The organism is Bacillus sp. 005/A4HT-01/001, assembly GCF_004634445.1.
GTDB lineage: Bacteria > Bacillota > Bacilli > Bacillales > Bacillaceae > Bacillus > Bacillus altitudinis.
Map to the genome: position 1 here is coordinate 71147 of NZ_SEIZ01000008.1, position 25717 is coordinate 96863.

Genomic DNA, 25717 nt, shown 5'->3' on the forward strand with positions numbered 1-25717 from the left:
GGGAGTGATGGTATGAGCAATTCGTTGTTTAGAAAGAAGAGCATTTCAGAGCTAATTGCGGCAACACAAGGGGAAAAAGCGTTAAGAAAGGAATTAGGTTCATTTGACTTAACGATGCTTGGTATTGGAGCGATTATCGGTACAGGGATATTTGTTCTGACAGGTACAGGCGCCGTCACAGCAGGACCAGGACTTGTTTTATCATTTGTGATTGCAGGTCTTGCATGTTTATTTGCGGCATTGTCATATGCGGAATTCGCTTCCACAGTGCCAGTATCAGGATCTGTTTATACATTTACGTACGCATCTATGGGAGAATTTTTAGCGTTTATCATTGGCTGGGATTTGATATTAGAATATATGCTAGCCGCTAGTGCCGTTTCAGCAGGCTGGTCAGGCTACTTTGTGTCGTTTTTAAATGGGATAGGGATTCATATACCGGTTGAATTAACAGCAGCACCAGGTGGTTTAAAGGGTCAAGTGACATATTTTAATCTTCCTGCATTTATTATTTTAATGATCATCACCTTCTTGCTGTACTTCGGTATTAAAGAATCAAAACGAGTCAACAACATTATGGTCATTATGAAAATTGCGGTGATTCTGCTCTTTATTTTAGTCGCTGTGAAATTTGTAAAACCTGAAAACTGGACACCATTCGTTCCTTTTGGAACTTCAGGCGTGTTAAGTGCAGCAGCTCTCGTATTCTTTGCATTTATCGGATTTGATGCAGTTGCTTCTGCGGCAGAGGAAACAAAAAATCCATCCCGCAACTTGCCAAGAGGAATCATCACTTCCTTATTGATTTGTACCATGTTGTATGTGGTAGTCAGTGCCATCATGACAGGCATTGTTCCATTTATGAACTTTGAGGGAGTATCCCATCCAGTGTCTCTTGTTTTACAAGTAGCCGGTCAAAATTGGGTGGCGGGTATTGTAGATGTTGGGGCGATTTTAGGGATGACCACGGTCATGCTTGTCATGCTGTACGGCCAAACACGTGTCATGTTTGCCATGTCTCGTGATGGCTTGGTACCAAAGGTTCTTTCAAAGGTTCATCCAAAACATAAAACACCTTATATCAATACTCTTTTCTTTGGGACATTGTCAGCATTAATGGGTGGATTCATTCCGCTTGATGAGTTGGCAAGTCTAGTGAACATCGGAACACTTTCAGCTTTCATTTTGATTTCAGTTGCTGTCATTGTCATGAGAAAAACACAGCCTGATTTACCGAGAGCATTCAGATGCCCTGCAGTGCCGCTCATTCCAATCTTGGCTATTCTATCTTGCGGACTGCTCATTTATAAGCTTGGCACCATCACATTTGTTCGTTTCTTAATCTGGCTTGCCATTGGGCTTGTTGTCTATTTCTTATATTCAAGAAAGCACTCCGAATTAAACAAAAAATAAGAGTGTACAGAAAAAGCCAGTCAAGTATGACTGGCTTTTTAGTATTAAAAACCTAATTGAAGATCGACATCAATGGAGACGATCGCATAGACACAAACGATGACAAAAATATTCAGAACGACGCCTAGGAAACCTGGTCCAGTGCGGCCTTTTTTAATGAACAGTTCAATCACACCGAATGGAACTGCGGCCATTGCAAAAGGAAGCATTTGAAACGAATAAAATGTCACATTGCTGATAATGGCGAGGTTCAGCATGAGCAGCGATAAAATAGCGGTGCCGACCGAAATCCAGCCAAACACATTATGCTCTTTAAAAATTCTTACCAATTCCATAATTCCACCTCGCTCACTTTGGCCGTTTTAATGCGTTTTGTCTTCACAAATTTCTCTATTTCTTTAGAAGGACCTGTGACAACAGAACCGTAAACCGTGACACCATTTTGATTGATGTAGCGTATTCGGTTAGAGAGGTCAAGTTCAGGTCTGCCAGAGATCGTTTTTGCCCAGGATGGATGCTGGTTGACATAGGCGAGGGCATCTTTGAACTGATCAACCTCTGTTTTTGATGTGTGCTGAAGCTCTTTTAAAAATTCAGAGTCTTTCCCGGGAAAACCGATTGGACGCTGATTTCCACTTAATGAATCTTCTGTTTTTATCGCATTCCAAAGCACTTTCATATCATATTTTTTAGCAAATGAATACACGTCTTTCGGTGTGTATGCTTTGTCATAGGATACATACACTTCACTCACTGTTCCTTCAGGCAGCTTGTCTAAAGTGGTGAGTGTTTGTTTTTTAGATGTATCTGCCTGAGACGAAGGGTGCGTAAAGAAATCCTCCGTATTACGTGCACTGTCGCCATAATAAGAGATCGTAGGCTGCTTTAATTTATCGAAAAACATTTCAATTTGTTCACTGCCGATGGCTTCTGTTTTATTGCCAATTTGTTTTTGCAGCTTAAGTTCTGTGTTCATACCAAACAGTTTGACTTGCCCTTTTAAATCCTTCATATCAATGGCGACATTCGGTTTTGTTAGGGCGACTGTTACAGCGGCCGTTTCCATAAAATGATTGCCTTTACTGTCTGCTCCGCCAACGCCGTAGTATAGATAACTACCTAGTGTACAAAGCGGTAAAATAATCAGTGTAGATATGACAGCAAGCACAGAAATACGTAAATAGGACTTTCTTTTTCCGTATTGTAAAATGGCTTTTTGTTTTTCAGGACTGATGGAGAAGTCTGTCCAATCTGAGTCATTCAGTTCTTGACTTAAGCGTTTTTCATTTTCTTCGAGCTCTTCTTCAAACGCCATCATTTCTTCTTCATTCATCTCGCCATTATTATATTGTTCCCATCGCTTATTAAACTCTTCATTCATCATTAACACCTCTGTTATATAGTGCTTTTAGGCGCTGCCTTGCACGAAATAAAACACTTTTAAAATTTGCTTCAGTAATATTCATGACCTTGGATGCTTCTTTGTAATTCAGCTCTTTTAAATAATACAATGTCAACGCTTCCTTGTAGTTATCTGGAAGCTGCTCCAAATACATGTTGAGGACTTCTTTTATTTCAATCTGTTCAGCGGGACTTTGTACAGACGTTTGTAAAAGGCCGCCAATGAGATCATCCGATATGGTCACTTCTTTTTTATGTTTCCTGACATAATCAATAAAAGCATTTCGTGCCACCTGAAATAACCAAGGTTTCACTTTGCTATGGTCGTAGGAATGAATATGTATATAAGCACGCATAAAGGTTTCCTGCAATAAGTCCTCTGCCAAATGTTTGTCTTTTGTCATGGAGAGCAGAAACCTGTAAACATCGTTCATATACATTTGATAAATTTCATCGATCGTCACTGATTTTTCTCCCCTCTATGTTATACACGCATAAGAAAGGCATAAAGTTGCACGAAACTTCTCATAGGCCGTACATTACTCATCTCTTTCGCCGAATCAAAATCATTTCTCCTTATCATAGCGAAATTTGCATCATTTATAAAGTGTTTTCAATAGAACAAATCAGGAAAAAAACTCAAAAAACGACAATTTTGGAGACATTTCTTCCTCTATTCTCTCCTAAAAACACATGCTTGAATACAGAAGGAGCAGTAATCTTAAGTGAAAAGATGATTTTAGTGAACCGTCTCTATTTTATCAGTAGGAGAAAATTTTTAGTACCAGGTAATAAAAAATTTGTTATAATAGAAACAAATCCTTCATTCTTCAAACAAAGGAAGTGCACTATGTATAAATTTTCAGGCTATACCGTCAAAGCATTTTTTGCTCTCCGAGGCGGAATCAAAGTATATCAAAAAGAGAATCTGCCAACAGACCGGGGGTTTGTCATTGCTTGTACGCATGAGGGTTTTGTGGATGTTCTTGCATTAGGCGCAGGAATTCTTCCGTTTGAGATCCACTACATGGCGAAAAAAGAATTGTTTGCAAATAAATGGATCGGCGGATTTTTAAAGAAGATTCATGCTTTTCCAGTTGATCGAGAGAATCCTGGGCCAAGCAGTATTAAAACGCCCATTAAATTATTAAAAGAGGGGAAAATCGTTGGGATTTTTCCAAGCGGAACACGTACAACAGAAGATGTTCCTTTAAAAAGAGGGGCCGTTACGATTGCGCAGCTCGGCAAATCACCAATCGTACCAGCAGCGTACAAAGGACCTTCTAATGCAAAAAGCCTTTTTAAGAAGGGGAAAATGCGCTTAATTATTGGTGAACCGATTGAGCTGTCTGAATTTGATCATCTGCCGCCAAAAGAAAGATTAGGTGCGATGACAGAAGTATTAAACACAAGAATCAAAGAACTTGAAGCTAAGTTAATCGAAAAGGGATAAAGAAAACGACCACTTGCTAAGGCAAGGGTCGTTTTTTTCTTAAGAAGCGCCTTCTTCAGCTGCTTCTAATAGTTGTTCGTTTAGTTTTTTGACTTCGATGTATGCCACATGGTGTCCATCGACTTCATTAATGATAAATTCATAGCCTTGTTCACGAATCGCGTCATTTTTCTCGACTTCATATTTTTGTGTAAGGAACCAGCCGCCGATTGTGTCGACTTCTTCGTTATCAAGCTGAATACCTAGTAGCAGGTTGACTTGATCCACAAGAACCTTTCCATCAAAGATATAGTGGTCTTCTCCCAGTTTACGCACTTCGTTGATTTCATCAATATCGAATTCATCACGAATTTCACCGACGATTTCTTCAAGGATGTCTTCAACTGTTACAAGTCCTGCTGTACCGCCATATTCATCTGATAAAATGGCCATGTGTACACGCTCACGCTGCATTTTAAGCAGTAGATCATGAACAGGAACCGTTTCAATTACATGAATAATTGGGTTTACAAAATGTTCGATCGTATCACTTGTGGAACATTCACCACTAATACATGCAGTGAGTACTTCTTTAATATTCACAACACCGATAATGTTGTCTTTATCGCCATCTTCAATTGGATAACGTGTATATTTCTCGACCTTGGTCACTTTCAGCATTTCCTCAATCGTAATATCATGCGGGAAGCTGACAACTTCGGTACGAGGAATCATAATTTCTTTCGCCAGACGATCATCAAATTCAAAAATTTTATTCACATATTTGAATTCAGACTGGTTAATCTCGCCGCTCTTATAGCTCTCAGATAAAATAATCCGCAATTCTTCTTCAGAGTGCGCCATGTCATGCTCAGATACTTGTTGAAGACCAAATGCTTTCGTTAATAAACGAGCAGATCCATTTAACACCCAAATGAACGGAAACATCACTTTATAAAATATCATAAGCGGTCTAGCAAATAGAAGGGACACTTGCTCAGCCTTTTGAATGGCGAGTGTTTTTGGTGCAAGCTCTCCAACCACGACGTGTAAAAACGTCATAATACTAAACGCAATAATAAAAGTGACAATATGACTGGCTGATTGAGGAATCGACAGCTCTACAAATAGTGGAGCAAGCATGTGCGCAATTGTTTCTTCCCCTAACCAACCAATCCCAAGGGCGGTAATGGTAATACCGAGCTGACAGGCCGACAGATACTCATCAAGGTGAGTCGTGACATGCTTGACAGCAACTGCTGTTTTATTACCTTCTGCGATTAACTGATCAATTCTTGAGCTTCTTAAGCGAATGATCGCAAACTCTGATGCAACGAAAAATGCGGTTAAAGCTATAAGCAAAGCAACTATGAGTAAATTCACTATGTCCAATTAAGGCCTTCGTTCTGACTTTGAGAACGAAGGTAACACCTCCTGTTTAGTAAAAATTTTAACTTAACAGCAGTAAAAATGATTGGACAGCCGTCATTTTTTCAGGAGTAAGCTGCTCTTTTAGTTTTTCACGTTGTTCTGGCTGAAGCTGCTTACAACGTGCCAAAATGCGGTCCATATGCTCATTCATCCGATCGATATCAGAGGTTAAATGGACAAGTTCATCAGGATCTTCCTTTTGAGAAGGGAATTGTTCATCTAATCTGGATTTGATGTCAGAAAGAGCCAATCTCTGCTGTTTGCAAAGAACGATTAATTGTAATCGTTTTAAAGCATGTTCATCGTAATAACGATAATTAGAGCAAGATCTAACAGGCGCAAGCAACCCTAGATTCGTATAATAATCTACAGTTCGTTTCGTCACCTGTGCAATCTGTGCTAGTTCACCAATACGATACTTTTTCTCAGCCCCATCTGAACATCTCCTCCTAACCGTCACGTTATAGTTTATGAAAATAGTTTAATATAATTCGAGTCTGAAATACAAGATAATTGTTCAGATTTCCTGCCAATATGAAGAAACAAAGGGCATTTCCATCAATTTAGGTTGTCATCTCTAAAATACTGTAGCGATACAGGAATTTTCAGATTATTTATGGTAAGATAAAATGAATACCGTTTCATATATATGTAGAGAGACGGATTTTACGTGAACCGGAGGTGGTTAAGTGGGGCCCTCAAAGTAGTCTTATTTAATCAGTTAACCGTTTTGCAAAAGACAACATCATCAATCAGGAGGTGACTCCTTGTTCTTCTAAGAAAGAGCAAGGTTAAATGGACGATATTGTTAATCTGAGTATAGTCGGAGTTTTGATTGCTTTAACAGCTTTCTTTGTTGCATCTGAATTTGCCATTGTAAAGGTGAGAAGTTCAAGAATTAATCAGCTTGTTGCCGAAGGGTCCAAAAAGGCTATCATGGCGAAAAAGGTGACATCAAGGCTAGATGAATATTTGTCAGCCTGCCAGCTCGGTATTACAGTGACATCCCTTGGTTTAGGGTGGATCGGTAAACCGGCAGTAAAAGAACTTTTAGTTCGAGGTTTTGGTTTGACAAACATTCCTGATTCAGCAATCAGCCTGATCTCAGCAACACTTGCGTTCTCTATTATTACCTTTTTGCATGTAGTTGTTGGCGAGCTTGCACCAAAAACACTTGCCATACAAAAGGCAGAAAAAATGACGCTTTGGCTGTCAGGACCGCTGCATGCATTTTATATCCTTATGTACCCTTTCATTTATGTGTTGAACGGGTCAGCCCGTGTACTAACGAAAATGATGGGTATCGATATGGGGTCTGAAAAAGAACATTCCCATTCCGAAGAGGAATTAAAGATTTTATTATCTGAAAGCTTAAAAAATGGGGAAATCAACTCATCAGAGTATAATTATATGAACAAGATATTCGATTTTGATAATCGAATCGCAAGAGAAATTATGATACCGCGAAGAGAAATTTGTGCGATTCCAGAAGATATGCCGTTAGACGAAATACTGGCGATCATGACAAAGGAAAAGTACACACGCTTCCCCGTGTTTTCAGGGGATAAAGACCATGTCATTGGCATGCTCAACAAAAAGCAGCTCTTTGCAGATATTGTGTATCAAGGAGAAAAAGATCAACTGAAGCTTCAAGATTATATTTATCCAGTGATTGAAGTGATTGACACGATTCCAATTCAAGAGCTTCTCGTCAAGATGCAGCGCGATCGAATGCATATGGCGATTTTAACGGATGAATATGGCGGGACATCTGGACTTGTCACAACGGAGGATATTTTAGAAGAGATTGTTGGAGACATTCGAGATGAATTCGATGAAGATGAGCAGCCGGTCATTCAAAAGAGAGCGGAGCATCATTATATATTAGATGGAAAAGTGAGATTAGAGGAAGTTCAAGATTTGATCGAAATGTCATATCATGATGAAGAAATTGATACGATAGGCGGGCTAATCTTAAATGAGAACATTGATATCCGAGAAGGACAATCCATTTATCTTGATGATATTCGGATGAAGGTCTTGGAGATGGATGGACGCTATGTGAAAAAGATCGACCTGAAAAAAGGCGTCACATCATCAGAAAAAGAAAATACACGCACAGGGCTTGATATAAAAGAGCCGCTGTTAGTAAATGAAATGACCTTGAGCGAAAAATAAGCTCAAGGTTTTTTTAGGTATTTAGCCTCTTTTTTAAGAATGTATGTTCGTATATAATAAGAACAAACGTTCGTGAAAGGGGGATGGACATGCTCTGGTATGAAACAGCAAGTATCACGGAGAAAAAAACCTCAATGAAACGTATTGAGTTTCATTTAAAAAATTTCAAGAACTATCAAGCAGCCATTTTAAATATTGAAAGACAGCTTGAAAAGCGAAGTTCTCTCCAACATCATCATATGGCACGTCAAAAATTAGAAGAGCAGAAAAATCAGTATGAACTGATTGTTGCTTGTATTGAAACGGCTTTAAAAGAATTGGATGAAATAGAGCAGCAGCTCATTGATTATAAGTATTTTCGAGATTGGCGCATGGCAAAATGTGCAATCGAAATCGGCTATAGTGAGAAGACACTATTTTTAATGAAGCGCCAGCTGATGGATCAACTGCTCATCAGCCTAGCAGCCATCACAGATATTTAAAACAGAAGTTGTCCTATTTGATAAAACGCCGCAAAAAGGCATAAAGAGCCGATAATTGTCACAAGTAAATAGGCAGCAAGCTTTCCTATTTGACGCTGCATCAGCATCGTCGCAGATTCTACACTAAACGTAGAGAATGTGGTAAAGCCGCCAAAAAAACCGGTTCCTATGATCACTAGCAGTGGATGATTGGACGTTACAGCGCCTGTGAGAAAACCTAAACCGGCTGCACCTAATAAATTAATGAAAATAATACTGTACGGTAAAAGGGCATGGGATGGAGTTTTCTGGATTGTTTGGCTGATGAAGAAACGACATGCACTGCCGATCCCTCCAGCTACAGCTGTATAAAAAACAATCATTTATCTGCTTCCTTTCTGCTGCTTATTTTGATGAAAGAGCCGTTCAGCAAGGATCAGGCCAGCTAAAGCAGCGGCTACTCCAGCAATGACTGAGAGCAGGATGTACATCATACTTAAATTGAACTGCCCTGCCTGTAACAGAAGAACTGTCTCTTTAGAAAAGGTGGACATGGTCGTAAACCCGCCGCAAAACCCTGTTCCAATCAAAGCTGCAAGATCTTTTTTTCCTTTCTGAAATAGAAAGTATCCTGTCGCAAAACCAAGAAGCAGGCTGCCAGAAATGTTTTCAATCATCGTTGCATAGGGGAATGTCTGGCTGATGACAGTTTGGCTTAGTTCATATCTGCAAAGTGTACCAATCAATCCACCGATAAAAACGGCGAAATAAGTTTTCATCTGCATCATTTCTCCTTTTGAAAAAATAGCGGGTTATCCGTTACCACACCATCAATTGGATATTTTTTGATTCGATCCGCTGTTTTTTGATCTTTTACAGTCCATATGAATACTTCCATTCCGAATGAATGAATACGATCTATCCACCATTTATTGATCATCGTTTTCTTCATATTAAGACAATTTGCAAACGAGCTGTATGTCGTTAACTTTCGTTTCGTTAGTTTAAATGCATCAGGCTTGATAATCAAAGCTGTGCGAAGAGAAGGGGCGAATGCTTTGATTCTTTGCAGTGCATGAACATCAAAAGATTGAATCATGATATGACGAGAATAGGCAAACCGATTGATGATGCGGGCAACGGCCTTTTCGATTCCTATCTGCCGTTTTGGGTGTTTGATCTCGATCAATATCCCAATCCGCTGACTGTATCTTTCAAGAATTTCTTGTAATGTTGGAATTCGTTCATTCGTATACTGGTGGTCAAACCAGCTTCCTGCGTCCAATTTTTTCAACTGATCAAGTGTATAGCTTTTGACTAAACCGTTTCCGTTCGTCGTTCGATCAACGGTATCATCATGGATGACGACGACGTGCTGATCCATTGTCATTTGTACGTCTAATTCAATATAATCTGCTCCTTGCTCGACAGCTACATCAAACGCAGCGATTGTATTTTCTGGGGCTGCGCTTGATGACCCTCTATGTGCGATAATATACACTTGCTCCAGCTCCCTGACATAAGTTCTGGTCTTATCATATCAAATGCTTTGTTGGTTTTCCTTCTTTACTATATGGAGAAGAAGAGCGCCGTATTATCATGGAACCTCAGTACTGAAAAAGCTTGATGTATCATTTTGAAAAGTTTACAGGAATAGAGCAAGCTTTGATTGAGTAAACCTGAATTACATCAATTTTTCTTCGATCAATTTTGTCCAAATCGTCAGCGTTCGTCAAAATATTAGTGCTTTCGTCATGTTGACTGAAAATTCTGATGTTTTATAATGATGAAAAGGAGGCGAGATGATTGGGTAAAGGGAGAATTAGAGTGGAAGAACGTATTAAGGCCGAAACGGATGCTGAAATGTTTAAAGCGACTCTCCTTGATCAGGCTCAGAAGAAAAAGTAGTTTGCTGCCCGTCGATATGTCTCAAGCCAAAATTTCATAATTGAACATCATGCCTCGGGATAGGTCCCGAGGCTTTTTATATAGAGGTCAGACATTTAAGAGAGGACATAAACGAAGGTTATATTATAAACTAGAGAGGATTGTTTTAAAGGAGAGAGACAGAGATGTTTACACAAAAATGGATGGATACATATTTTACAGTCGATATTGCGATCCAAATAGGCATTAGCCTTTGTATTTTATTGCTTTTTTTATTACTTCGAAAAGTATTTACGAAATACTTGTTTCACCTGCTCTTTAAGCTGACAAACCGGTCTAAAACCGAAGTCATTAACCAAATTGTCGTGGCGTTTGAAAAACCTGCGAGGCTGTTTTTTGTGGCGCTAGGTTTATATTTTGCGTTAAGACAAGCCCCATACTTTGAGCACCATATGGATGTCATTGTCAAATTGTATAGATCCTCTATTATTTTGATGCTGACGTGGGGACTTTGTAATCTAACCGCAGCTTCTTCCTTCTTATTTCAAAAAGTGAATTCAAAATTTGAATTAGAGATGGATGATATTTTAGCGCCATTTTTATCAAAGGTTCTTCGTTTTATGATTATTGCACTGAGTATTAGCGTCATTGCACAAGAGTTTAATTATGATGTGAACGGACTTGTGGCTGGGCTTGGTCTAGGTGGTCTTGCTTTTGCGCTCGCTGCGCAGGATACAGTGGCGAACTTTTTTGGAGGAATTGTGATTATTACAGAGAAGCCTTTTACAATGGGCGATTTTGTAGAGACTCCAAGTGTACTTGGAACTGTAGAGGACATTACCTTCCGAAGCACAAAATTTAGAACACCTGCTGAAGCGGTGGTGACCGTGCCAAATTCGACCCTTTCAAAGGAGCCGATCACAAATTGGACGAGAATGAATAAACGTCAAATTACGTTCTCTGTTCGCGTATCGTACAATACACCGAAAGAAAACATTGATAAGTGCATCAAACGTCTGAAACAAATGCTTTATGAGCATGATGGGGTTCATAAGGAAACGATAATGGTGAATTTCGATGTGCTGGCAGACAGCTATTTAAACTTATTCTTTAACTTTTATACAAACACAACGGCTTGGTCTGAAAACCTGGATATTAAGCAGGATATTAACTATCGCATTATTGATATTTTCCATGAAGAAGGGGTAGAATTTGCTTTCCCTGGACAGACCATTTATATGAAACAAAAAGGTGAGAAACAGCTCGGTGAATAAAGGAGGAATGGTGGTTGGATCAAACAAAAGTGGCAGCGCTAAGAGAGAGATTATCAAAGGCCTCACATATTACGGTCCTTTCAGGTGCTGGGATGAGCACAGAATCGGGAATTCCCGATTTTAGATCAACAGGTGGACTATGGACAGAAGATACCTCTCGCATGGAGGCAATGAGCCGGTCTTACTTTTTATCACATCCTCATCAATTTTGGCCGAAATTCAAAGAATTGTTTCAAATGAAGATGAGTGGAGAGTACGAGCCAAATGCTGGACATGCTTTTTTAGCCAATTTAGAAAAGCAAGGAAAACGCGTGGATATTTTCACGCAAAATATCGATGGTCTGCATAAAAAAGCGGGAAGCCAGCATGTGTATGAACTGCATGGTTCCATTCAAACAGCTACATGTCCATCATGCGGGTCAACATACGAACTGCCTTATTTATTACAAGAAGAGGTGCCGGTTTGTGAGCGGATTTCATCAGACGGCCGCACATGTGGACGAGTACTTAAAACAGATGTTGTCCTTTTTGGAGACATGGTGAAGCACTTTGATCAAGTGGAGAAATCGCTCCAGCAAACGGACATGCTGCTCGTCATGGGAACTTCCTTAGAAGTGGCACCAGCACGATATATTCCAGAAGATGCTGCTCATCATCCTTCCATCTTTAAGGTCATGATGAATTTAAGTGAAACGGAATTCGATCCGCTGTTTGATCTTGTCTTTCACGAACGAATTGGCGAGCTTGTGAATGCTTTATAAATCATAAAAAACCCGCATCCAACAGGTGCGGGTTTGCTTTATTGCTGTAGTGGCTTCATTGTTTCATCAAGGACTTCAAACGTGTAGCCCTTCGCCTTTAATTGTGTGATCAGACTGTTTAAGTATTTTGCGGTAGCTGGTTGATCATGCATTAAGATGATTTTTGGCTCTTTCGGGTACTTGGTTTCAAGCACTTGCAGCTGATTTAATACTTCTGGTACATATTTTGAGCTTTTATATTTCCAGTCAAGACTGTCAATGGTCCAGTCCCAGTATACAAAGCCTTTTTGTTTTAAACGTGTTTTTTGCTGGTCTGTTAAGTTTGGAGAACTGCCATAAGGTGTTCTCACAAGATGTGTATATTCACCAGTAACAGAAGCCAATATACGTTGATCTTCTTTCATCTCATTTACAGGAGAATCACTTTTTTGATAAAAGCGTTTCACATCATGCGTGATGCCATGAAGTCCTAATTGATGACCTTCTTGATGAAGTCTTTTCACAGCTGTTGGGTGTTCTTTGATTTGCGGCCCGAGCATAAAGAATGTGGCCTTCACTTGCTGTGATTTTAGCACATCTAACAGCTGATTTGATGTAGCAGAAGGGCCATCATCAAAGGTCAAAAAGATCGTTTGATCCGTTACATGTTTGTTTGGATTGATCTTAAAATGTGCATCTAATGTTTTTGGCGAATCATCTTTTGCTTTCAGACTTGTACTTGTGTCTCGAAATGGACTGCTCGCAGACACTTCATTCGGTTGATCTGCTGCCTGCATATTGGTTTTAGATATATCCCAAATGAAAAAAAGGATCAATGTCAGAATGACTAGACCAATTGCCTTTGAGAGCAGCATCGTGTTTGAAGGTGTCTGTTTTTTCGTAACCCGTTGCATTACAATCGCTCCAATAAATCAGTAGTTTGTGTCGAATCATGTAGTGGATTCTGTCTTTTTTCGCTGTTTTTTGTCGTGCTCATATGGAGTAAGTATACAGGAAAAAAGAGCCTATGAATATAGAAGATGCTAAAAAATTGGAATCTTTTTGGTTATGAATCTATATTTGTTACAATAGAAGGTTATCCAGTCAAATGGATATGAAATAATTCTGAATAATCATTGAAACGTTTACATTTATCCGCTAAGATAGCATCAGATTCAACCATTAAGCAAAGCGAAGGGGAGATTCCATATGAAAGTATTGTACAATGGGGATTTTATTGAAAAAAAAGATGCACATGTTGATATTGAAGACAGAGGCTATCAATTTGGCGACGGAGTCTATGAGGTCATCCGCGTATATAATGGAACTTTGTTTACATTAAAAGAGCATACTGAGCGTCTATTCAAGAGTGCAAAGGAAATCGGCATTCATCTGCAAGGTACAGTATCGGATATGGAAGAGAATTTGAAGAAGCTAGTCGCAGATAATCAAGTGATTGATGGCGGCGTGTATATTCAAGTCACGCGAGGCGTCGCACCTCGTAAACATCAATATGGTGCACTTACCCCTCAGATTACGGCATATACATTTCAAGTGAAAAAGCCTATTCAAGAGCAGACAGCTGGTGCGAAAGCTCTATTGTCTGAAGATCTTCGCTGGTTAAGATGTGATATTAAAAGCTTAAACCTTTTATATAACGTCATGGAAAAGCAGAAAGCGTCTGAAGCTGGTGCGTTTGAAGCGATTTTAATAAGAGACGGCTTTGTGACAGAGGGGACGTCCTCGAATGTGTATGCCGTCATTGACGGTGTCATTCGTACACACCCAGCAAATAACCTGATTTTAAACGGCATTACACGTAGAAAGCTGCTAGAGGTTTGTCAGGAAGAAGGATGTCGTGTGGAAGAAACCCGCATGAGTAAAGACGAACTTTTGCATGCGCAGGAAATTTTCATTAGTTCAACGACAGCTGAAGTGATTCCAATTGTAGAGATAGATGGTCAGCCAGTTGGGGAAGGTGTTCCAGGGGAGATCACGAAGCGTGTCCAGGAAGGGTTCCAGAAAAAAATTAAGCATGAAAGCGAAGCATCTATTTCTTCGTAAAAGGAAAAAGGCTGTAAACCAATGTTTACAGCCTTTCAGCGTGTAGACAAACCCTCGCATTCGGTGTCAGTCCTGCGTGCTGGTGCTCACGAATGTCAAATTCGCTCCGCGCCAGTACTCGTCCTTCCTAGGGCTGCAAAGGTTTTCTATCACGCTGAAAAGAAGACAAAGGGCTAAAATAAAGTTCATTTTAGCCTTTTGTGATGACATTTATTTCACGATCAGTACAGGTATATCTGATTTGGACGATAACTTTTCACTCACACTGCCAAAGAGCATTTTTTTCAATCTGCTTTGGTCACGTGCTCCCATGACGATGAGGTCTGCTGAAATCTCTTCAGCGTATTCGATAATCGCTTCTGCAGGCTCCCCTTCAACAATTTCAATTGCAGCTTCAAACTGCTCTTCATTTAACAGCATTCTTGCTTCTGCAACGACCTCTTCTGTATGATCTTCAAAAATCAAGGGACTTTGCTGTTCATCATGAGGTACATACACAGGGGGTGTTTGAAGGTCTGCCATGCCGCCTCCGATATAAGCGCCGCCAGTCATTGGGCGAGGTGCATCAAACACCTGTCTGCTGGATTTCCCATCATGAGCGTAGGCAACGGTTAGCTTGGCATGCAACGTTTTGGCTAAAGCGATTGCCTTCTTTAATGCTTTCTTACTGTCTTCATGTCCATCAAACGCAACGACCATCCGATCAGCTTGAAACAATGTCCTCATTCCTTTCAAAAGGAGTCTATACGTTCATGGTATACCCGATATCTGAAAAAGATACACATAAAGGGTGTGAACTTTTTGTTAGAAAATTTCATTTATTGAAAAATATTTATTGACAAAATAGTGACAGCCACTATAAGATAAAAAAAGATTCAAGAGCCAAAAGGAGGAAATGTCATGTGCAACATCATTGGAAGAATGAAATCAAACTGCATGAATGGGTTGATTCACGTGACAATTACACCTTCATTGGTCATTGAAAAGGGACTCGTATGTTCCAATTGATCGGATGAATCAAGGCGTATGTTGCGTATTTGTCAACATGCGCCTTTTTATCATGTATAAAAGAGGCGTACCAGTCAGCTGGTTGCCTCTTTTTTTGTTGTATACATTTCGTATCTCGAAATAATGGAATGCATCAACAACTAAATGAAGAGGAGTGAAAGCATGTGAACATGCCAAAGGCAAGACAAATGACAAAAGCTCAAAAAACGAAACAAGGTGACAATCAGGAAAATATAGAAAGCGGCTAGCTTTAAAAGGAGAGACAAACATGTTTTCAGTATTTGTGAAATTAGGCTGGTTCTTTAAACAAGAGTGGAGGCGCTATACAATCGCCATTACGCTGCTACTCATTGTGAATGTGCTTGAAATGCTGCCACCGAGGTATCTAGGTCAAGCAGTTGATGACATTCGGTCTGGTCAATTTACAACATCCAGTATCTTATTTTACGTAACCATTTTTTGCTTACTTGGTGTCAGTGTCTATGCGCTCACCTACTTTTGGATGTATCAGTTATTTGGCGGCGCAAATGTCATGGAGCGTGTGATGCGCGGAAAATTAATGCGCCACTTACTTAAGATGACACCCACCTTTTATGAAAAGAAAAAAACCGGAAATTTAATGGCGTTAGGTACAAATGATTTGAATGCTGTGGCTTTAACAACAGGCTTTGGCGTTTTAACATTAGTCGATTCCACTGCTTACATGCTGATGATCTTTTTTACGATGGGACTGACGATCAGCTGGAAATTAACTTTAATGGCCATTATTCCAATGCCACTGATGGCGATTTTGATAGCGTTTTATGGCAGTAAAATTCATGAACGCTTTACAGTCGCTCAAGATGCATTTGGTGATATGAATGATCGTGTATTAGAATCAGTTGCCGGCGTTCGGGTGATTCGGTCTTTTGTACAGGAAAAACAAGATGTGAATCGCTTTCGAGAAATGACAGATGATGTCTTTCAAAAAAATATGAGAGTGGCGATCATTGATTCATTGTTTGAGCCGACGGTGAAATTGCTTGTGGGGATCAGTTATTTAATCGGTATCGGTTACGGCGCATATCTTGTGTTCCAAAGTGATTTAACCATTGGTGAGCTTGTCGCATTTAACGTCTATCTGGGGATGATGATCTGGCCAATGTTTGCCATTGGTGAATTGATTAATATCATGCAAAGAGGAAATGCCTCATTAGACCGGTTGAATCATACACTCAGTTATCAACCGGATGTAACTGACGCAACCAAGCCAAAAACATTACAAGAGCCTGGCGATATTCAATTTGAACATGTGACATTTAGGTATCCAACTTCCTCTAAAGATAATCTAACGAATGTCTCCTTTACTGTACGAAAAGGGCAAACGATTGGTATTACAGGAAAAACGGGAAGCGGAAAAACAACGATTGTCAAACAGCTTCTTCGTCAGTATCCGACAGGTGATGGAAAGATCTTGTTTTCAGGTGTTCCAATTGAGGACATTGAATTGGATCAACTGTTCCAATGGATTGGCTATGTTCCGCAAGATCATGTCCTTTTCTCAAAAAGTGTAGAAGAGAATATGCGTTTCGGTCATAGAGACGCGAGAGAAGCTGAATTAGCACAAGCGATTAAAGATGCTTACTTTGAAAAGGATTTACGCCTTTTACCAGAAGGCTTGGAAACCATGGTTGGAGAAAAGGGAGTGGCGCTGTCAGGAGGACAGAAGCAGCGGATTTCCATTGCACGTGCTTTATTAATTGATCCAGACATTTTGATTTTGGATGACTCGTTATCTGCAGTTGATGCAAAAACAGAAACGGCTATTTTAGAGAATTTAAGACAAAATCGTCATGGGAAAACGACATTTATTACAACCCACCGTCTATCAGCTGTAGAGCATGCGGATCTCATTCTTGTCATGGAAGAAGGACGTATTGTTCAAAAGGGAACCCATCAAGCGCTTATTCAGCAAGATGGATGGTATAAAGAGCAATTTCTGCGTCAGCAGCTGACAAATCAGCTGGAAGGAGGGGATGAGGCATGACAACCGGGAGAAGACTTCTTGCCTATGCACTCCTATATAAAAAAGTATTGTCTGTTGCTTTGATCTTTCTGATCATTGCAGTTGGTGCTGAGTTAACAGGACCTTTCATTGGGAAAAAAATGATTGATGATCATATTTTAGGTGTAGAAAAACCGTATGTTGAGGTAAATGAAAAAACAGATAAAACGGTTTATTACCAGGGAAATAACTATATAAGAAGTGACCGGCTACAGAATCAAAATGAAGATGGAAAGCAAATCAATGTCGTGCAAGTCGGATTTGGGTACTATTTTGTGAATGAACCGATTCGATTTGACGGGAGCCGGACAATAGAAGGGGATCAGCTCACCATTGAAAATGGGAGCGAGCGTGAGACGTATCAGGTACAGCGTTTATCCAAAGAGGAAATCTTCGCTTTTTATCAGCCGGAAATCAGTGGTTTGGTGCAGCTTGTTCTATTTTATTTTGGGATGCTCGTCATTGCGATTTTCTTTCAATATGGGCAGCACTATTTACTCCAGCGTATTGCAAATCGCATTATTCAAAAAATGCGAGTGGACGTATTTGAACATATTCAAACGCTTCCGATTCGGTATTTTGATAATTTACCGGCTGGAAAGGTTGTCGCACGGATTACCAATGACACAGAAACCATTCGTGATTTATATGTCACAGTACTAGCGAATTTCGTCACAAGTGCCATTTACATGATTGGCATTTATATCGCCATGTTTTTATTAAATGTGAAGCTGGCGCTCATTTGTTTAGTGGCTGTTCCGATTATTTTCCTATGGTCGATGACTTACCGAAAGTTTGCGTCGGTTTACAATCACCGCATTCGATCCATCATCAGTGAAATTAATGCCAAGCTAAATGAAGCCATTCAAGGAATGACGATTATTCAAGCATTTCGACATGAACAAGCAACGAAAGAAGAATTTGATGAGCTGAATAACAATCACTTTCGATATCAGCGAAAGATGCTTCATTTAAATTCACTGCTCTCACATAACTTGGTGAATCTGCTTCGGAACTTAGCATATGTCGCACTCATTTGGTATTTTGGCGGTGCGTCCTTAAGTGCGACGGGCATTGTATCCATTGGGGTGCTCTATGCATTTGTCGATTATTTAAATCGTTTGTTCCAGCCGATTACAGGCATTGTGAATCAATTTTCTAGATTAGAATTAGCAAGGGTTTCATCTGAACGGGTCTTTCGATTATTAGATGAGCCTGGTACTGAAGTGGAAGAACCGGTTCAGAAGAAAATCGAGGGGCACGTTCAATTTCAGGATGTTACCTTTGCGTATAATGAAGGGAAAAATGTATTAAAGAACATCACCTTTGAGGCGAAAAAAGGTCAGACGGTGGCACTCGTTGGACATACCGGTTCTGGGAAAAGTTCGATCATGAATTTGCTGCTGCGTTTTTATGATATTCAGCATGGGGATATCCTCATTGATGGAAAAAGCATCTATGATCAGTCGCGCCAAACGTTGCGTAAGCAAATGGGCATTGTACTACAAGATCCTTATTTGTTCTCTGGAACGATTGCGTCCAATGTCAGTTTAGGAAATGAAGACATTAAAAGAGAAACGATTGAAACATCGTTAAAGCAAGTGGGCGCAGCAGAACTGTTAAAGCATTTGCCTGAAGGTTTTGATGAACCAGTTGTTGAAAAAGGGAGTACTCTTTCCTCTGGGGAACGTCAATTGATTTCATTTGCCCGTGCACTGGCATACGATCCAGCGATCTTAATTCTAGATGAAGCGACGGCTAACATCGATACAGAAACAGAAGCCATCATTCAGCGGGCACTGGATGTCGTCAAAGAAGGACGAACCACTTTTGTCATTGCACACCGATTATCTACTATTAAGAAAGCTGACATGATTTTGGTGTTAGAAAAGGGTGAAATTGTCGAACGCGGCAGCCACGAAGAGCTCATGGAGCAAAGCGGACTGTATGCGCAAATGTACGAATTACAAAAGGGAGCTGTGACGAGCAGCTGATAGGATGAGTAGAAAAAGCCTCTTTCAATTTGAAAGAGGCTTTTTTCATGGCAATGAAAAAAGTCGAGGCTTCATGAAATGATCTCGACTTTTACTGGTTGTATATCATTTACACGAACTAAATGGTCAATAAGCGATACCGACGCGTTGATGCACAAATTCTTTTGAGTTTAACTGCTGATACAAAAAGTGTGCGGTATCTTCAACTGAGATTTTCTGTCCATCTATAGGGAGAAAATTCTTTTCATAGCGATATGACCGTGTCACTTCTCCATCTGGTAAATAGGTTGGACAAATGATTGTCCAATCTAGTTCAGTTGATTGAAGAATTTCAAATGCTTTGGCATGTTCTTTAGCAGCTCGGGAAGTGGTTCGCCTTGATTCATTTGTTTCAAAGCGGTAAAGCTCAGGCTGCTGCCTTGCTTTCAAAATCCCTGCTGTACCAATCGTTATAATTCTTGATGTTCCTGTTTGCTTCATGGCTTGTACGATATGCTCCATTGAAACAGATAAAGTATCATCACCATCTGTTGATAGACAGCTCACGACAATATCTGATCCTTTAATTGTTTCAAGAACATCCTCTTGATTTCTGGAATTGCCGGTGACTTGAAACATACCCGCAAGCATTTCTTCCCGGTTTGTCCGAATTAACGAGCGAACCATGTAACGATCATCTTCTTTTACGAAACGAAGAAATGCTTGTCCTACACGTCCATGAGCACCGAAAAGAGCTATTTTCATCTGATCGATCCCTCCACTACATACTATAAGTGAAAAGAACTTAAAATGGTACAGTTTTATGTCATGCTTTTTTTATAAAGATGAAAGGACCGAATACTATGAGCATATTCACATAATAGAGAGAGACCGACAAATTGTAGAAGTTCAAAATTCATACCTGAAATAATGTCCATGAAGATCCGCTCCTTTCTAATACATCATATGAATTCAAAAGGAATCGGTGAGGGATAAAACCAAAAAAAGAAGACACCATAAGAGGTGCCTTCTATGATCCAGATATGAAATTAAGCTTTTGTTCCGCCAAGGTTTTGCTGAGCGTAAGATACAAGACGTTTCGTGATTTCTCCACCAACTGAACCGTTAGCACGAGCTGTTGTTTCTGCTCCAAGGTTTACACCAAACTCAGAAGCGATTTCGTATTTCATTTGATCGATTGCTTGCGCTGCTCCAGGAACTAGTAATTGATTTGAACTATTAGAATTTGCCATGATGTGAATCTCCTTTTTATATATGATTTTTTTGGTTGGGTTTGCTGGAGTCGCACCAGCGAAATGACCAAGTCATTTGCCACTTGGCGAAACCCAATGCGGTAACTGCTTTGTACTAAATATTATGGTTCGCTACGAAAAAAACATACGGAAAAAGAACATGGTAAATGTTGTTTTCATATACAAAAAACCACCACCCAATGGTGATGGTTTGTGGAACGTCTTCTTATTCAGCTGAGCGGATACGCAACTCAGTCTCTGTATCAAAGAAGTGCGCTTTATTCATATCAATGGCAAGAGGGATCGTCTGACCTGCCTGAATATCTGTGCGAGAATCAACACGTGCAATAAACGTTTGACCAGCGAGAGAAGAATAAAGCATCGTTTCGGCTCCCATTAATTCAGCCACTTCTACGTTTGCTTCAATTTTTGTTCCTTCAGAAGCCTCTATAAACACAGGCTCATCATGGAAATCTTCTGGTCTTATGCCTAGAATCACATCTTTTCCGATATAGCCCTGACTGCGTAATACTTTCATTTTTCCTTCTGGTACACGAATGTGCGTATTCCCAATGGCAATGGCTCCGTCAGACAGTTTTCCTGTAAAAAAGTTCATCGCTGGAGAGCCAATAAATCCTCCTACAAAGACATTCTCTGGGTTTTCATACACATCCTTTGGTGCGCCAACCTGCTGAATAAAGCCATCTTTCATGACAACAAGCCGAGTAGCCATTGTCATGGCTTCTGTTTGATCGTGTGTGACATAGATGAATGTCGTCTGCAGCCGCTGATGAAGTTTAGAAATTTCGGCACGCATCTGAACTCGAAGTTTAGCATCTAAATTAGAGAGAGGTTCATCCAAAAGAAAGACTTTTGCATCGCGCACAATGGCCCTTCCAAGTGCAACACGCTGTCTTTGACCTCCAGACAATGCCTTAGGTTTTCGATCTAAGTATTGTTCAAGCCCTAATATTTTTGCAGCGTTTCGTACCCGCTCATCAATTTCTGTTTTAGGAAATTTTCGAAGCTTTAATCCAAAAGCCATATTATCGTACACATTCATATGAGGGTATAAGGCATAGTTTTGGAAAACCATCGCAATATCCCGATCTTTTGGTGCCACATCATTCATTCGCTTGCCGTCTAATAGAAAATCCCCTTGTGAAATTTCTTCAAGGCCTGCAATCATGCGGAGGGTTGTTGATTTTCCGCACCCAGATGGACCAACAAACACAATAAATTCTTTATCCTCAATATGTAGATTAAAGTTATCTACTGCTGTTACTTTGTTATCGTACACTTTATAAATTTGATTCAGCATCATTTCAGCCATAGGTGGTAGCCTCCCAGTCCTTTTTTTGAAAGCGCTTTACTTATAAATGAAGTGTATAAAAAGGAAGGGTGTCTGTAAATGGACAACGTGCACAACATCTTATTTTCATTTTTAGGCAAGGTGCTCATGATAGGATCATTTAAGAAAGATCGAGAAGATTCATCATGAAATAGGCAGCTGACGCTTCTTGAAAATGCCGTATATCTAGTCCTGTCCGTTCAATAAATTTATCAATCCGATACTGAAGGCTGTTTCGATGAACATATAAAGCTTTTGCTGCCTGCGATGCATTTAAATTACACTGCATATAGGTCGTGAGAGTCCGGTAAACGTCCCGATCAAAGATTGTTTCTATAAATGCATCTGAAATAGCGGCAGAAACCATGTCTGTATCATGGCGAATGAAAGCAGGTAGACATTGATAAAATGTTGCAACCCCTGACCTAAGTTTTCCTTGCTTCAGATGCCATAAGAAGAGCTGATGTTCATTTAATAATCTCTTTTTTAAATTTTCATTTGGCAAATGCAGCTGTCCTTGCATGAAGACAACGTCTGTTAAAAAATCACTTGTGATGGCTTGAGACAAATCATGTAGCTGTTCAAGTTGGCCATTTTCTGATGTAGCGTTTGTTTGAATGAGCATAGCTGTTTCAGTGCCTGTCCATATGAAATGAATATGTTCGAGGCTGCTGTTCACAGCCTCTTTTATTTGCTGCCTTTGTTCTGCTTGGTGATCCATTTTGAAAAAATGAACACGGACGGATTGATCGATGGTGATTGATTTGTTTTCAAAGAGATAGCTGTACCATTTCTGTTCTTCTTCCGTTTCCTGCGAATGAGGTACATCAATTGGTGTGAGGAATGAATTGAGAAGAAGCGTTTCTCTTTCTGTTAGCTCCGTTTTGTTTACTCCGAAAATTTCGCCTTCGTCTGTTTGATACCAGAGAATTTGTTTATCATTTGTTGGTGAACTGATGATATGGTGTCCGTAAACAAGTTTTAGTTTTTCTAACATGGCGAGGCTCCTTAAACAGTTTAATCATACACATGGAATAGCATTAATTCGTGGATTTCTTCTTTTAAGGTTGGTTCAACTTCATGAGGCGGAAGCTGAGAGCCCCATTCAATATCACCCGTTTTGTGATAAATGCCTTCATAGTGTGAACCATTATGAAAAAAGGATATTTTCCAGCCAGGTAATTGCGCTTTTTTAAAGAGAGGTTTCCATTGAAAATGAGAAATCATATCATCATTGCCTCCTTGCTTTTATTGATGAAACAATAAATACACACGACAATCCGGAAACAACCTTGAACTTGGTTTTATTGTATCTCATCTGATGAAAAGAGCATAGGGAAAGCACAGATTTCAGAGACATGAAAAGAAAACATCAGTAGGCGTTTGCATGGTCTATAGGAGTAAGAGCCATTTGTGTTAGGTAAGATGCGTATTCAACGATTCTTTTCCCAATCAGCCATTCTGAGTTTTTCAATGGTGCATGCAGAAAAATCTCGCGGCCTGGACGAGAATTGGCTTCAAACATCCAGATAGCACCCAAGTGATCAATACCTAAGTCAAAGCCAATTTCCCCAATCAGACCAGGCATTTTTTCATCTATCACACGACTAAGTGCTAGGGCAGTATCAGAGAGCTCTTGCAAAATCTTCAAACGTTTCTCTGCATCAGGAAAGATATCATACAGTGTTTTTACTGAACCACCATGCAGTTGATGGGTTGTGACAGTGTGATCTCCTGAAACTTTTCCAGCAACGGCTGTAACAGTCCAATGACCATACTTATTTTTATTCGTATGAATTCTGAAATCCAGTGGTTGATTGTCTATTTGAAGAAGCTCAATGCCTTGTTGTGCAATCAAGTCTTGCATTGCACAATCTTTTCGCAGTTTTTTCACGAAATGGTCTACAGAATGATATGAAGTGGATTTCCCTTTATTTGAGCAGACAGTGATCCCGTTTTCCGTCTTCTTTAACTGATAAATACCGTCTCCGTGACTGCCGTTTGTTGGTTTTAAATAAATGACATGATGCAGATGAAGGAGTGTTTCTATTTTAATTAAAGCATCAAAAGGATCTAATCGTATGGAATGTGGTAAGAAAAAGCTTGTTTTTTCATCTGTTAATAGCTGTTCATGAATGTCCCATTTATTAAAAAAATAAGGGTTGAACCAAGGGATATCGTAGTCTTGAATGAGTTTTCGTTTTGTTTCTTGAATGAATGCCGACTGAGCAGCCTTTCTATTAGGCAGCCGGTCATAAACAACGGATGGGAGGGGCATCTGCTTTTTTACCCAGCGCTCCTCTTGGTAAAGCAAACCGTCTACTATTCCTTTATCCCAATCGATAGAATGAGTACCAAAAAGATATGCAAAACCAGCATGCTGCCTGCAAGATTGCAGCAGTTTTATAAAATAGGAAGATCTTGCGCCTAAAGGTGCTGTATTTTGTTCGAATCCTGCAGTGAAAATGCCGATGAGAGGTCCTATATAGAGTGTATGTTGAACTAATATGACATCAGCTTTCGTTTTGTATGGAATGAGTAAAGCGCGATAAAGGTCTTCTGATAATAAAATCCTTTGTGATTGATGATGATAGGAAATGGTGAAATCATCTACTAAACAAGAACCTAAAGCAATAGATAAAATTGCCCCCTGCTCTTTAAACTGAGCAGGGAGATGTACTGTTTTTTCACTTGCTGAATGAGGAGCGATGATGTAGCGTTTTCTCTTCATAAGGAACCTCCTTTTCTTCAGCCATCATCGATTTGGCATGTTCAAGTATGGTCTGAATCAATTGATTCTCCCTCTCAGGGTAAGCTTTTAAAAAAGAGGATCGTCCTGGCTTTGATCTTACATTTGAGATGAAAAGTCTGCCTTCATTTGTATGAAGCAAGTCTATAGCGAATTCAATACACGGTGAGAAAGTTTTGTCTATAAACGCTGGAAGAGATGACTGAATGGAGGCAACATCATCTAACAGCAGCTCCTTGATGTGTGGCTTTAATGAGTTTAAATAGTGATCAAAGGCTACCACATGAATGGAATTTTGTGTATTGCTTAAAAGGCTGTTTTCTACTGATGGTTTTGTATGAATCCCCATGCTATTCCATTGATTTTGTGAATTTTTTATAAGAAAAATCCTAATTTCATTGAAAATAACGTCTTTTTGATCATTCGTGTTAAAAAATTGAAGGAAAGATCGGCCGATATACTTTTTGCACCAACGCTCAACCTCTTCTGAATGTGAAAAGGTGATGATTTGCTTAGCGTTTAGCTGCACAGTAATGAGTGATTTGTCTCTTAAAGAAATGAAGCAAGAGGGTGCTGCGTGCTGTTGAGAAAGCGGCTGTATTTTACAATATCCGCCCTTTCTGACCAAGTTGAGAAGGTCTGAAGGCTCTGTCAATAGAGAGCAGACAGGTAAGTATGGTTGTAAAGAAGGGAGGAGACGGAGCTGCTCGAATAGCCGCATTTTATTTGAAATTCCAGTATTCAAAAAAACGGTTTTTGGATACTTTTTTAACCAATTCATGATAGGTTTTGCTTTTTTTGATTGTGCGTCATGCTGATAAAGACAACGATCATAAATCAAGTCAGGAATCTGAAATTCTGACGCTTCAAATCCTTTGCCAGTCTTAAATTTTTGACCGTGAATGATATTTGAAGCAGGCTTTAAATCTAGAGGTGAAAAACGAACAACTTCTAAATCAAAAGAAGAGGCTGCTTTGGCAAGCTGAAGTGTGAATGCCTCTTCATGCTTCGGAGAAAGAGTGACAATGCCGAGCGTTGACGTCATGAAACAACACCTA

27 protein-coding genes are annotated in these 25717 nt (G+C 39.7%); 10 read left to right on the forward strand and 17 right to left on the reverse strand.

Annotated elements, in window-relative coordinates; translation table 11 throughout:
* Positions 1-12: 12 nt before the first annotated feature.
* Positions 13-1413, forward strand: coding sequence for a branched-chain amino acid transporter BcaP (bcaP, locus tag ES896_RS18165; protein WP_135227140.1), 1401 nt, complete (start codon positions 13-15; stop codon positions 1411-1413).
* Positions 1414-1457: 44 nt separating this feature from the next.
* Here the strand turns inward: bcaP and ES896_RS18170 are convergent, their stop codons facing one another.
* The 3 genes from ES896_RS18170 to ES896_RS18180 are packed head-to-tail and all read right to left on the reverse strand — an operon-like array spanning position 1458 to position 3278.
* Positions 1458-1748: a hypothetical protein gene (locus ES896_RS18170; protein ID WP_008348984.1), complete on the reverse strand. Its 291-nt coding sequence runs from the start codon at positions 1746-1748 to the stop codon at positions 1458-1460.
* Positions 1736-2794, reverse strand: coding sequence for an anti-sigma factor (locus tag ES896_RS18175; RefSeq protein WP_024719964.1), 1059 nt, complete (start codon positions 2792-2794; stop codon positions 1736-1738). The genes ES896_RS18170 and ES896_RS18175 overlap by 13 nt, the downstream gene beginning before the upstream one ends.
* Positions 2787-3278 carry a sigma-70 family RNA polymerase sigma factor gene (locus ES896_RS18180; RefSeq protein WP_008348979.1) on the reverse strand — a complete coding sequence of 164 codons (492 nt, stop codon included), beginning with the start codon at positions 3276-3278 and terminating at the stop codon, positions 2787-2789. The genes ES896_RS18175 and ES896_RS18180 overlap by 8 nt, the downstream gene beginning before the upstream one ends.
* Before the next feature lie 386 nt (positions 3279-3664).
* Between ES896_RS18180 and ES896_RS18185 the strand changes: the two genes are divergently transcribed.
* A complete protein-coding gene (locus tag ES896_RS18185; RefSeq protein WP_017360344.1) occupies positions 3665-4267 on the forward strand; it encodes a lysophospholipid acyltransferase family protein in 603 nt (200 codons plus the stop codon).
* 39 nt (positions 4268-4306) lie between these two features.
* Here the strand turns inward: ES896_RS18185 and ES896_RS18190 are convergent, their stop codons facing one another.
* On the reverse strand, positions 4307-5638 hold the full coding sequence (locus ES896_RS18190) for a hemolysin family protein (RefSeq protein ID WP_007497105.1): 1332 nt from the start codon (positions 5636-5638) through the stop codon (positions 4307-4309).
* 58 nt (positions 5639-5696) lie between these two features.
* Positions 5697-6137, reverse strand: a complete 441-nt coding sequence (locus ES896_RS18195; protein WP_008348973.1) for a MerR family transcriptional regulator — start codon at positions 6135-6137, stop codon at positions 5697-5699.
* 335 nt (positions 6138-6472) lie between these two features.
* Here ES896_RS18195 and ES896_RS18200 point away from each other — a divergent pair, with 335 nt between their 5' ends.
* Complete coding sequence (locus ES896_RS18200; RefSeq protein ID WP_017360343.1) at positions 6473-7855, forward strand: hemolysin family protein; 1383 nt, start codon at positions 6473-6475, stop codon at positions 7853-7855.
* Between the two features lie 89 nt (positions 7856-7944).
* The gene (locus ES896_RS18205) at positions 7945-8337 is read left to right on the forward strand and encodes a hypothetical protein (protein ID WP_046343072.1); all 393 of its coding nucleotides are present in this window, start codon (positions 7945-7947) and stop codon (positions 8335-8337) included.
* Here the strand turns inward: ES896_RS18205 and crcB (ES896_RS18210) are convergent.
* Genes crcB (ES896_RS18210) through ES896_RS18220 form a run of 3 tightly spaced genes read right to left on the reverse strand, consistent with a single transcriptional unit; the run spans position 8334 to position 9817 of the window.
* A complete protein-coding gene (gene crcB / locus ES896_RS18210) occupies positions 8334-8699 on the reverse strand; it encodes a fluoride efflux transporter CrcB (RefSeq protein ID WP_135227141.1) in 366 nt (121 codons plus the stop codon). The genes ES896_RS18205 and crcB (ES896_RS18210) overlap by 4 nt on opposite strands.
* The gene (gene crcB, locus ES896_RS18215) at positions 8700-9101 is read right to left on the reverse strand and encodes a fluoride efflux transporter CrcB (protein ID WP_017366925.1); all 402 of its coding nucleotides are present in this window, start codon (positions 9099-9101) and stop codon (positions 8700-8702) included.
* A complete protein-coding gene (locus tag ES896_RS18220; RefSeq protein WP_135227142.1) occupies positions 9101-9817 on the reverse strand; it encodes a glycerophosphodiester phosphodiesterase in 717 nt (238 codons plus the stop codon). Before ES896_RS18220 ends, crcB (ES896_RS18215) begins: the two co-directional genes overlap by 1 nt.
* Before the next feature lie 305 nt (positions 9818-10122).
* Between ES896_RS18220 and ES896_RS18225 the strand changes: the two genes are divergently transcribed.
* The 3 genes from ES896_RS18225 (at position 10123) to ES896_RS18235 (ending at position 12238) form a co-directional block, all read left to right on the forward strand.
* Complete coding sequence (locus ES896_RS18225) at positions 10123-10224, forward strand: YhdX family protein (RefSeq protein WP_017360338.1); 102 nt, start codon at positions 10123-10125, stop codon at positions 10222-10224.
* 164 nt (positions 10225-10388) lie between these two features.
* Entirely contained in the window at positions 10389-11477 is a 1089-nt protein-coding gene (locus ES896_RS18230; RefSeq protein ID WP_024719970.1) for a mechanosensitive ion channel family protein, read from the forward strand.
* Positions 11478-11506: 29 nt separating this feature from the next.
* Positions 11507-12238, forward strand: a complete 732-nt coding sequence (locus ES896_RS18235; protein ID WP_026050067.1) for an NAD-dependent protein deacylase — start codon at positions 11507-11509, stop codon at positions 12236-12238.
* Between the two features lie 38 nt (positions 12239-12276).
* On the opposite strand, the gene ES896_RS18240 is transcribed toward ES896_RS18235, so the two are convergent.
* Positions 12277-13131, reverse strand: coding sequence for a polysaccharide deacetylase family protein (locus tag ES896_RS18240; RefSeq protein ID WP_008348955.1), 855 nt, complete (start codon positions 13129-13131; stop codon positions 12277-12279).
* 295 nt (positions 13132-13426) lie between these two features.
* Here ES896_RS18240 and dat point away from each other — a divergent pair, with 295 nt between their 5' ends.
* Positions 13427-14281 (forward strand): D-amino-acid transaminase, encoded by an 855-nt coding sequence (dat, locus tag ES896_RS18245; protein WP_008348952.1) that lies wholly within the window; start codon positions 13427-13429, stop codon positions 14279-14281.
* Between the two features lie 210 nt (positions 14282-14491).
* On the opposite strand, the gene ES896_RS18255 is transcribed toward dat, so the two are convergent.
* On the reverse strand, positions 14492-14998 hold the full coding sequence (locus ES896_RS18255) for a universal stress protein (RefSeq protein WP_017366927.1): 507 nt from the start codon (positions 14996-14998) through the stop codon (positions 14492-14494).
* Between the two features lie 559 nt (positions 14999-15557).
* Here ES896_RS18255 and bmrC point away from each other — a divergent pair.
* Both bmrC and ES896_RS18265 read left to right on the forward strand, forming a co-directional pair.
* Positions 15558-17315: a multidrug ABC transporter ATP-binding protein BmrC gene (gene bmrC / locus ES896_RS18260; RefSeq protein ID WP_135227143.1), complete on the forward strand. Its 1758-nt coding sequence runs from the start codon at positions 15558-15560 to the stop codon at positions 17313-17315.
* Complete coding sequence (locus tag ES896_RS18265; protein ID WP_135227144.1) at positions 17312-19327, forward strand: ABC transporter ATP-binding protein; 2016 nt, start codon at positions 17312-17314, stop codon at positions 19325-19327. The genes bmrC and ES896_RS18265 overlap by 4 nt, the downstream gene beginning before the upstream one ends.
* Positions 19328-19453: 126 nt before the next feature.
* Here ES896_RS18265 and ES896_RS18270 read toward each other — a convergent pair whose 3' ends face one another.
* From ES896_RS18270 to ES896_RS18300, 7 genes are all read right to left on the reverse strand, one after another.
* On the reverse strand, positions 19454-20071 hold the full coding sequence (locus ES896_RS18270; RefSeq protein WP_008348943.1) for an NAD(P)-dependent oxidoreductase: 618 nt from the start codon (positions 20069-20071) through the stop codon (positions 19454-19456).
* Positions 20072-20355: 284 nt separating this feature from the next.
* Entirely contained in the window at positions 20356-20559 is a 204-nt protein-coding gene (locus tag ES896_RS18275) for an alpha/beta-type small acid-soluble spore protein (RefSeq protein WP_008348940.1), read from the reverse strand.
* 226 nt (positions 20560-20785) lie between these two features.
* Positions 20786-21892 (reverse strand): ABC transporter ATP-binding protein, encoded by a 1107-nt coding sequence (locus ES896_RS18280; RefSeq protein WP_008348937.1) that lies wholly within the window; start codon positions 21890-21892, stop codon positions 20786-20788.
* 139 nt (positions 21893-22031) lie between these two features.
* Entirely contained in the window at positions 22032-22907 is an 876-nt protein-coding gene (locus ES896_RS18285) for a helix-turn-helix domain-containing protein (RefSeq protein WP_017366931.1), read from the reverse strand.
* A 20-nt stretch (positions 22908-22927) separates the two neighbouring features.
* Complete coding sequence (locus ES896_RS18290; RefSeq protein ID WP_008348933.1) at positions 22928-23137, reverse strand: YheE family protein; 210 nt, start codon at positions 23135-23137, stop codon at positions 22928-22930.
* A 145-nt stretch (positions 23138-23282) separates the two neighbouring features.
* A complete protein-coding gene (locus ES896_RS18295; protein ID WP_046343082.1) occupies positions 23283-24641 on the reverse strand; it encodes a YheC/YheD family endospore coat-associated protein in 1359 nt (452 codons plus the stop codon).
* Complete coding sequence (locus ES896_RS18300) at positions 24598-25704, reverse strand: YheC/YheD family protein (RefSeq protein WP_135227145.1); 1107 nt, start codon at positions 25702-25704, stop codon at positions 24598-24600. Before ES896_RS18300 ends, ES896_RS18295 begins: the two co-directional genes overlap by 44 nt.
* Between the last annotated feature and the right edge of the window lie 13 nt (positions 25705-25717).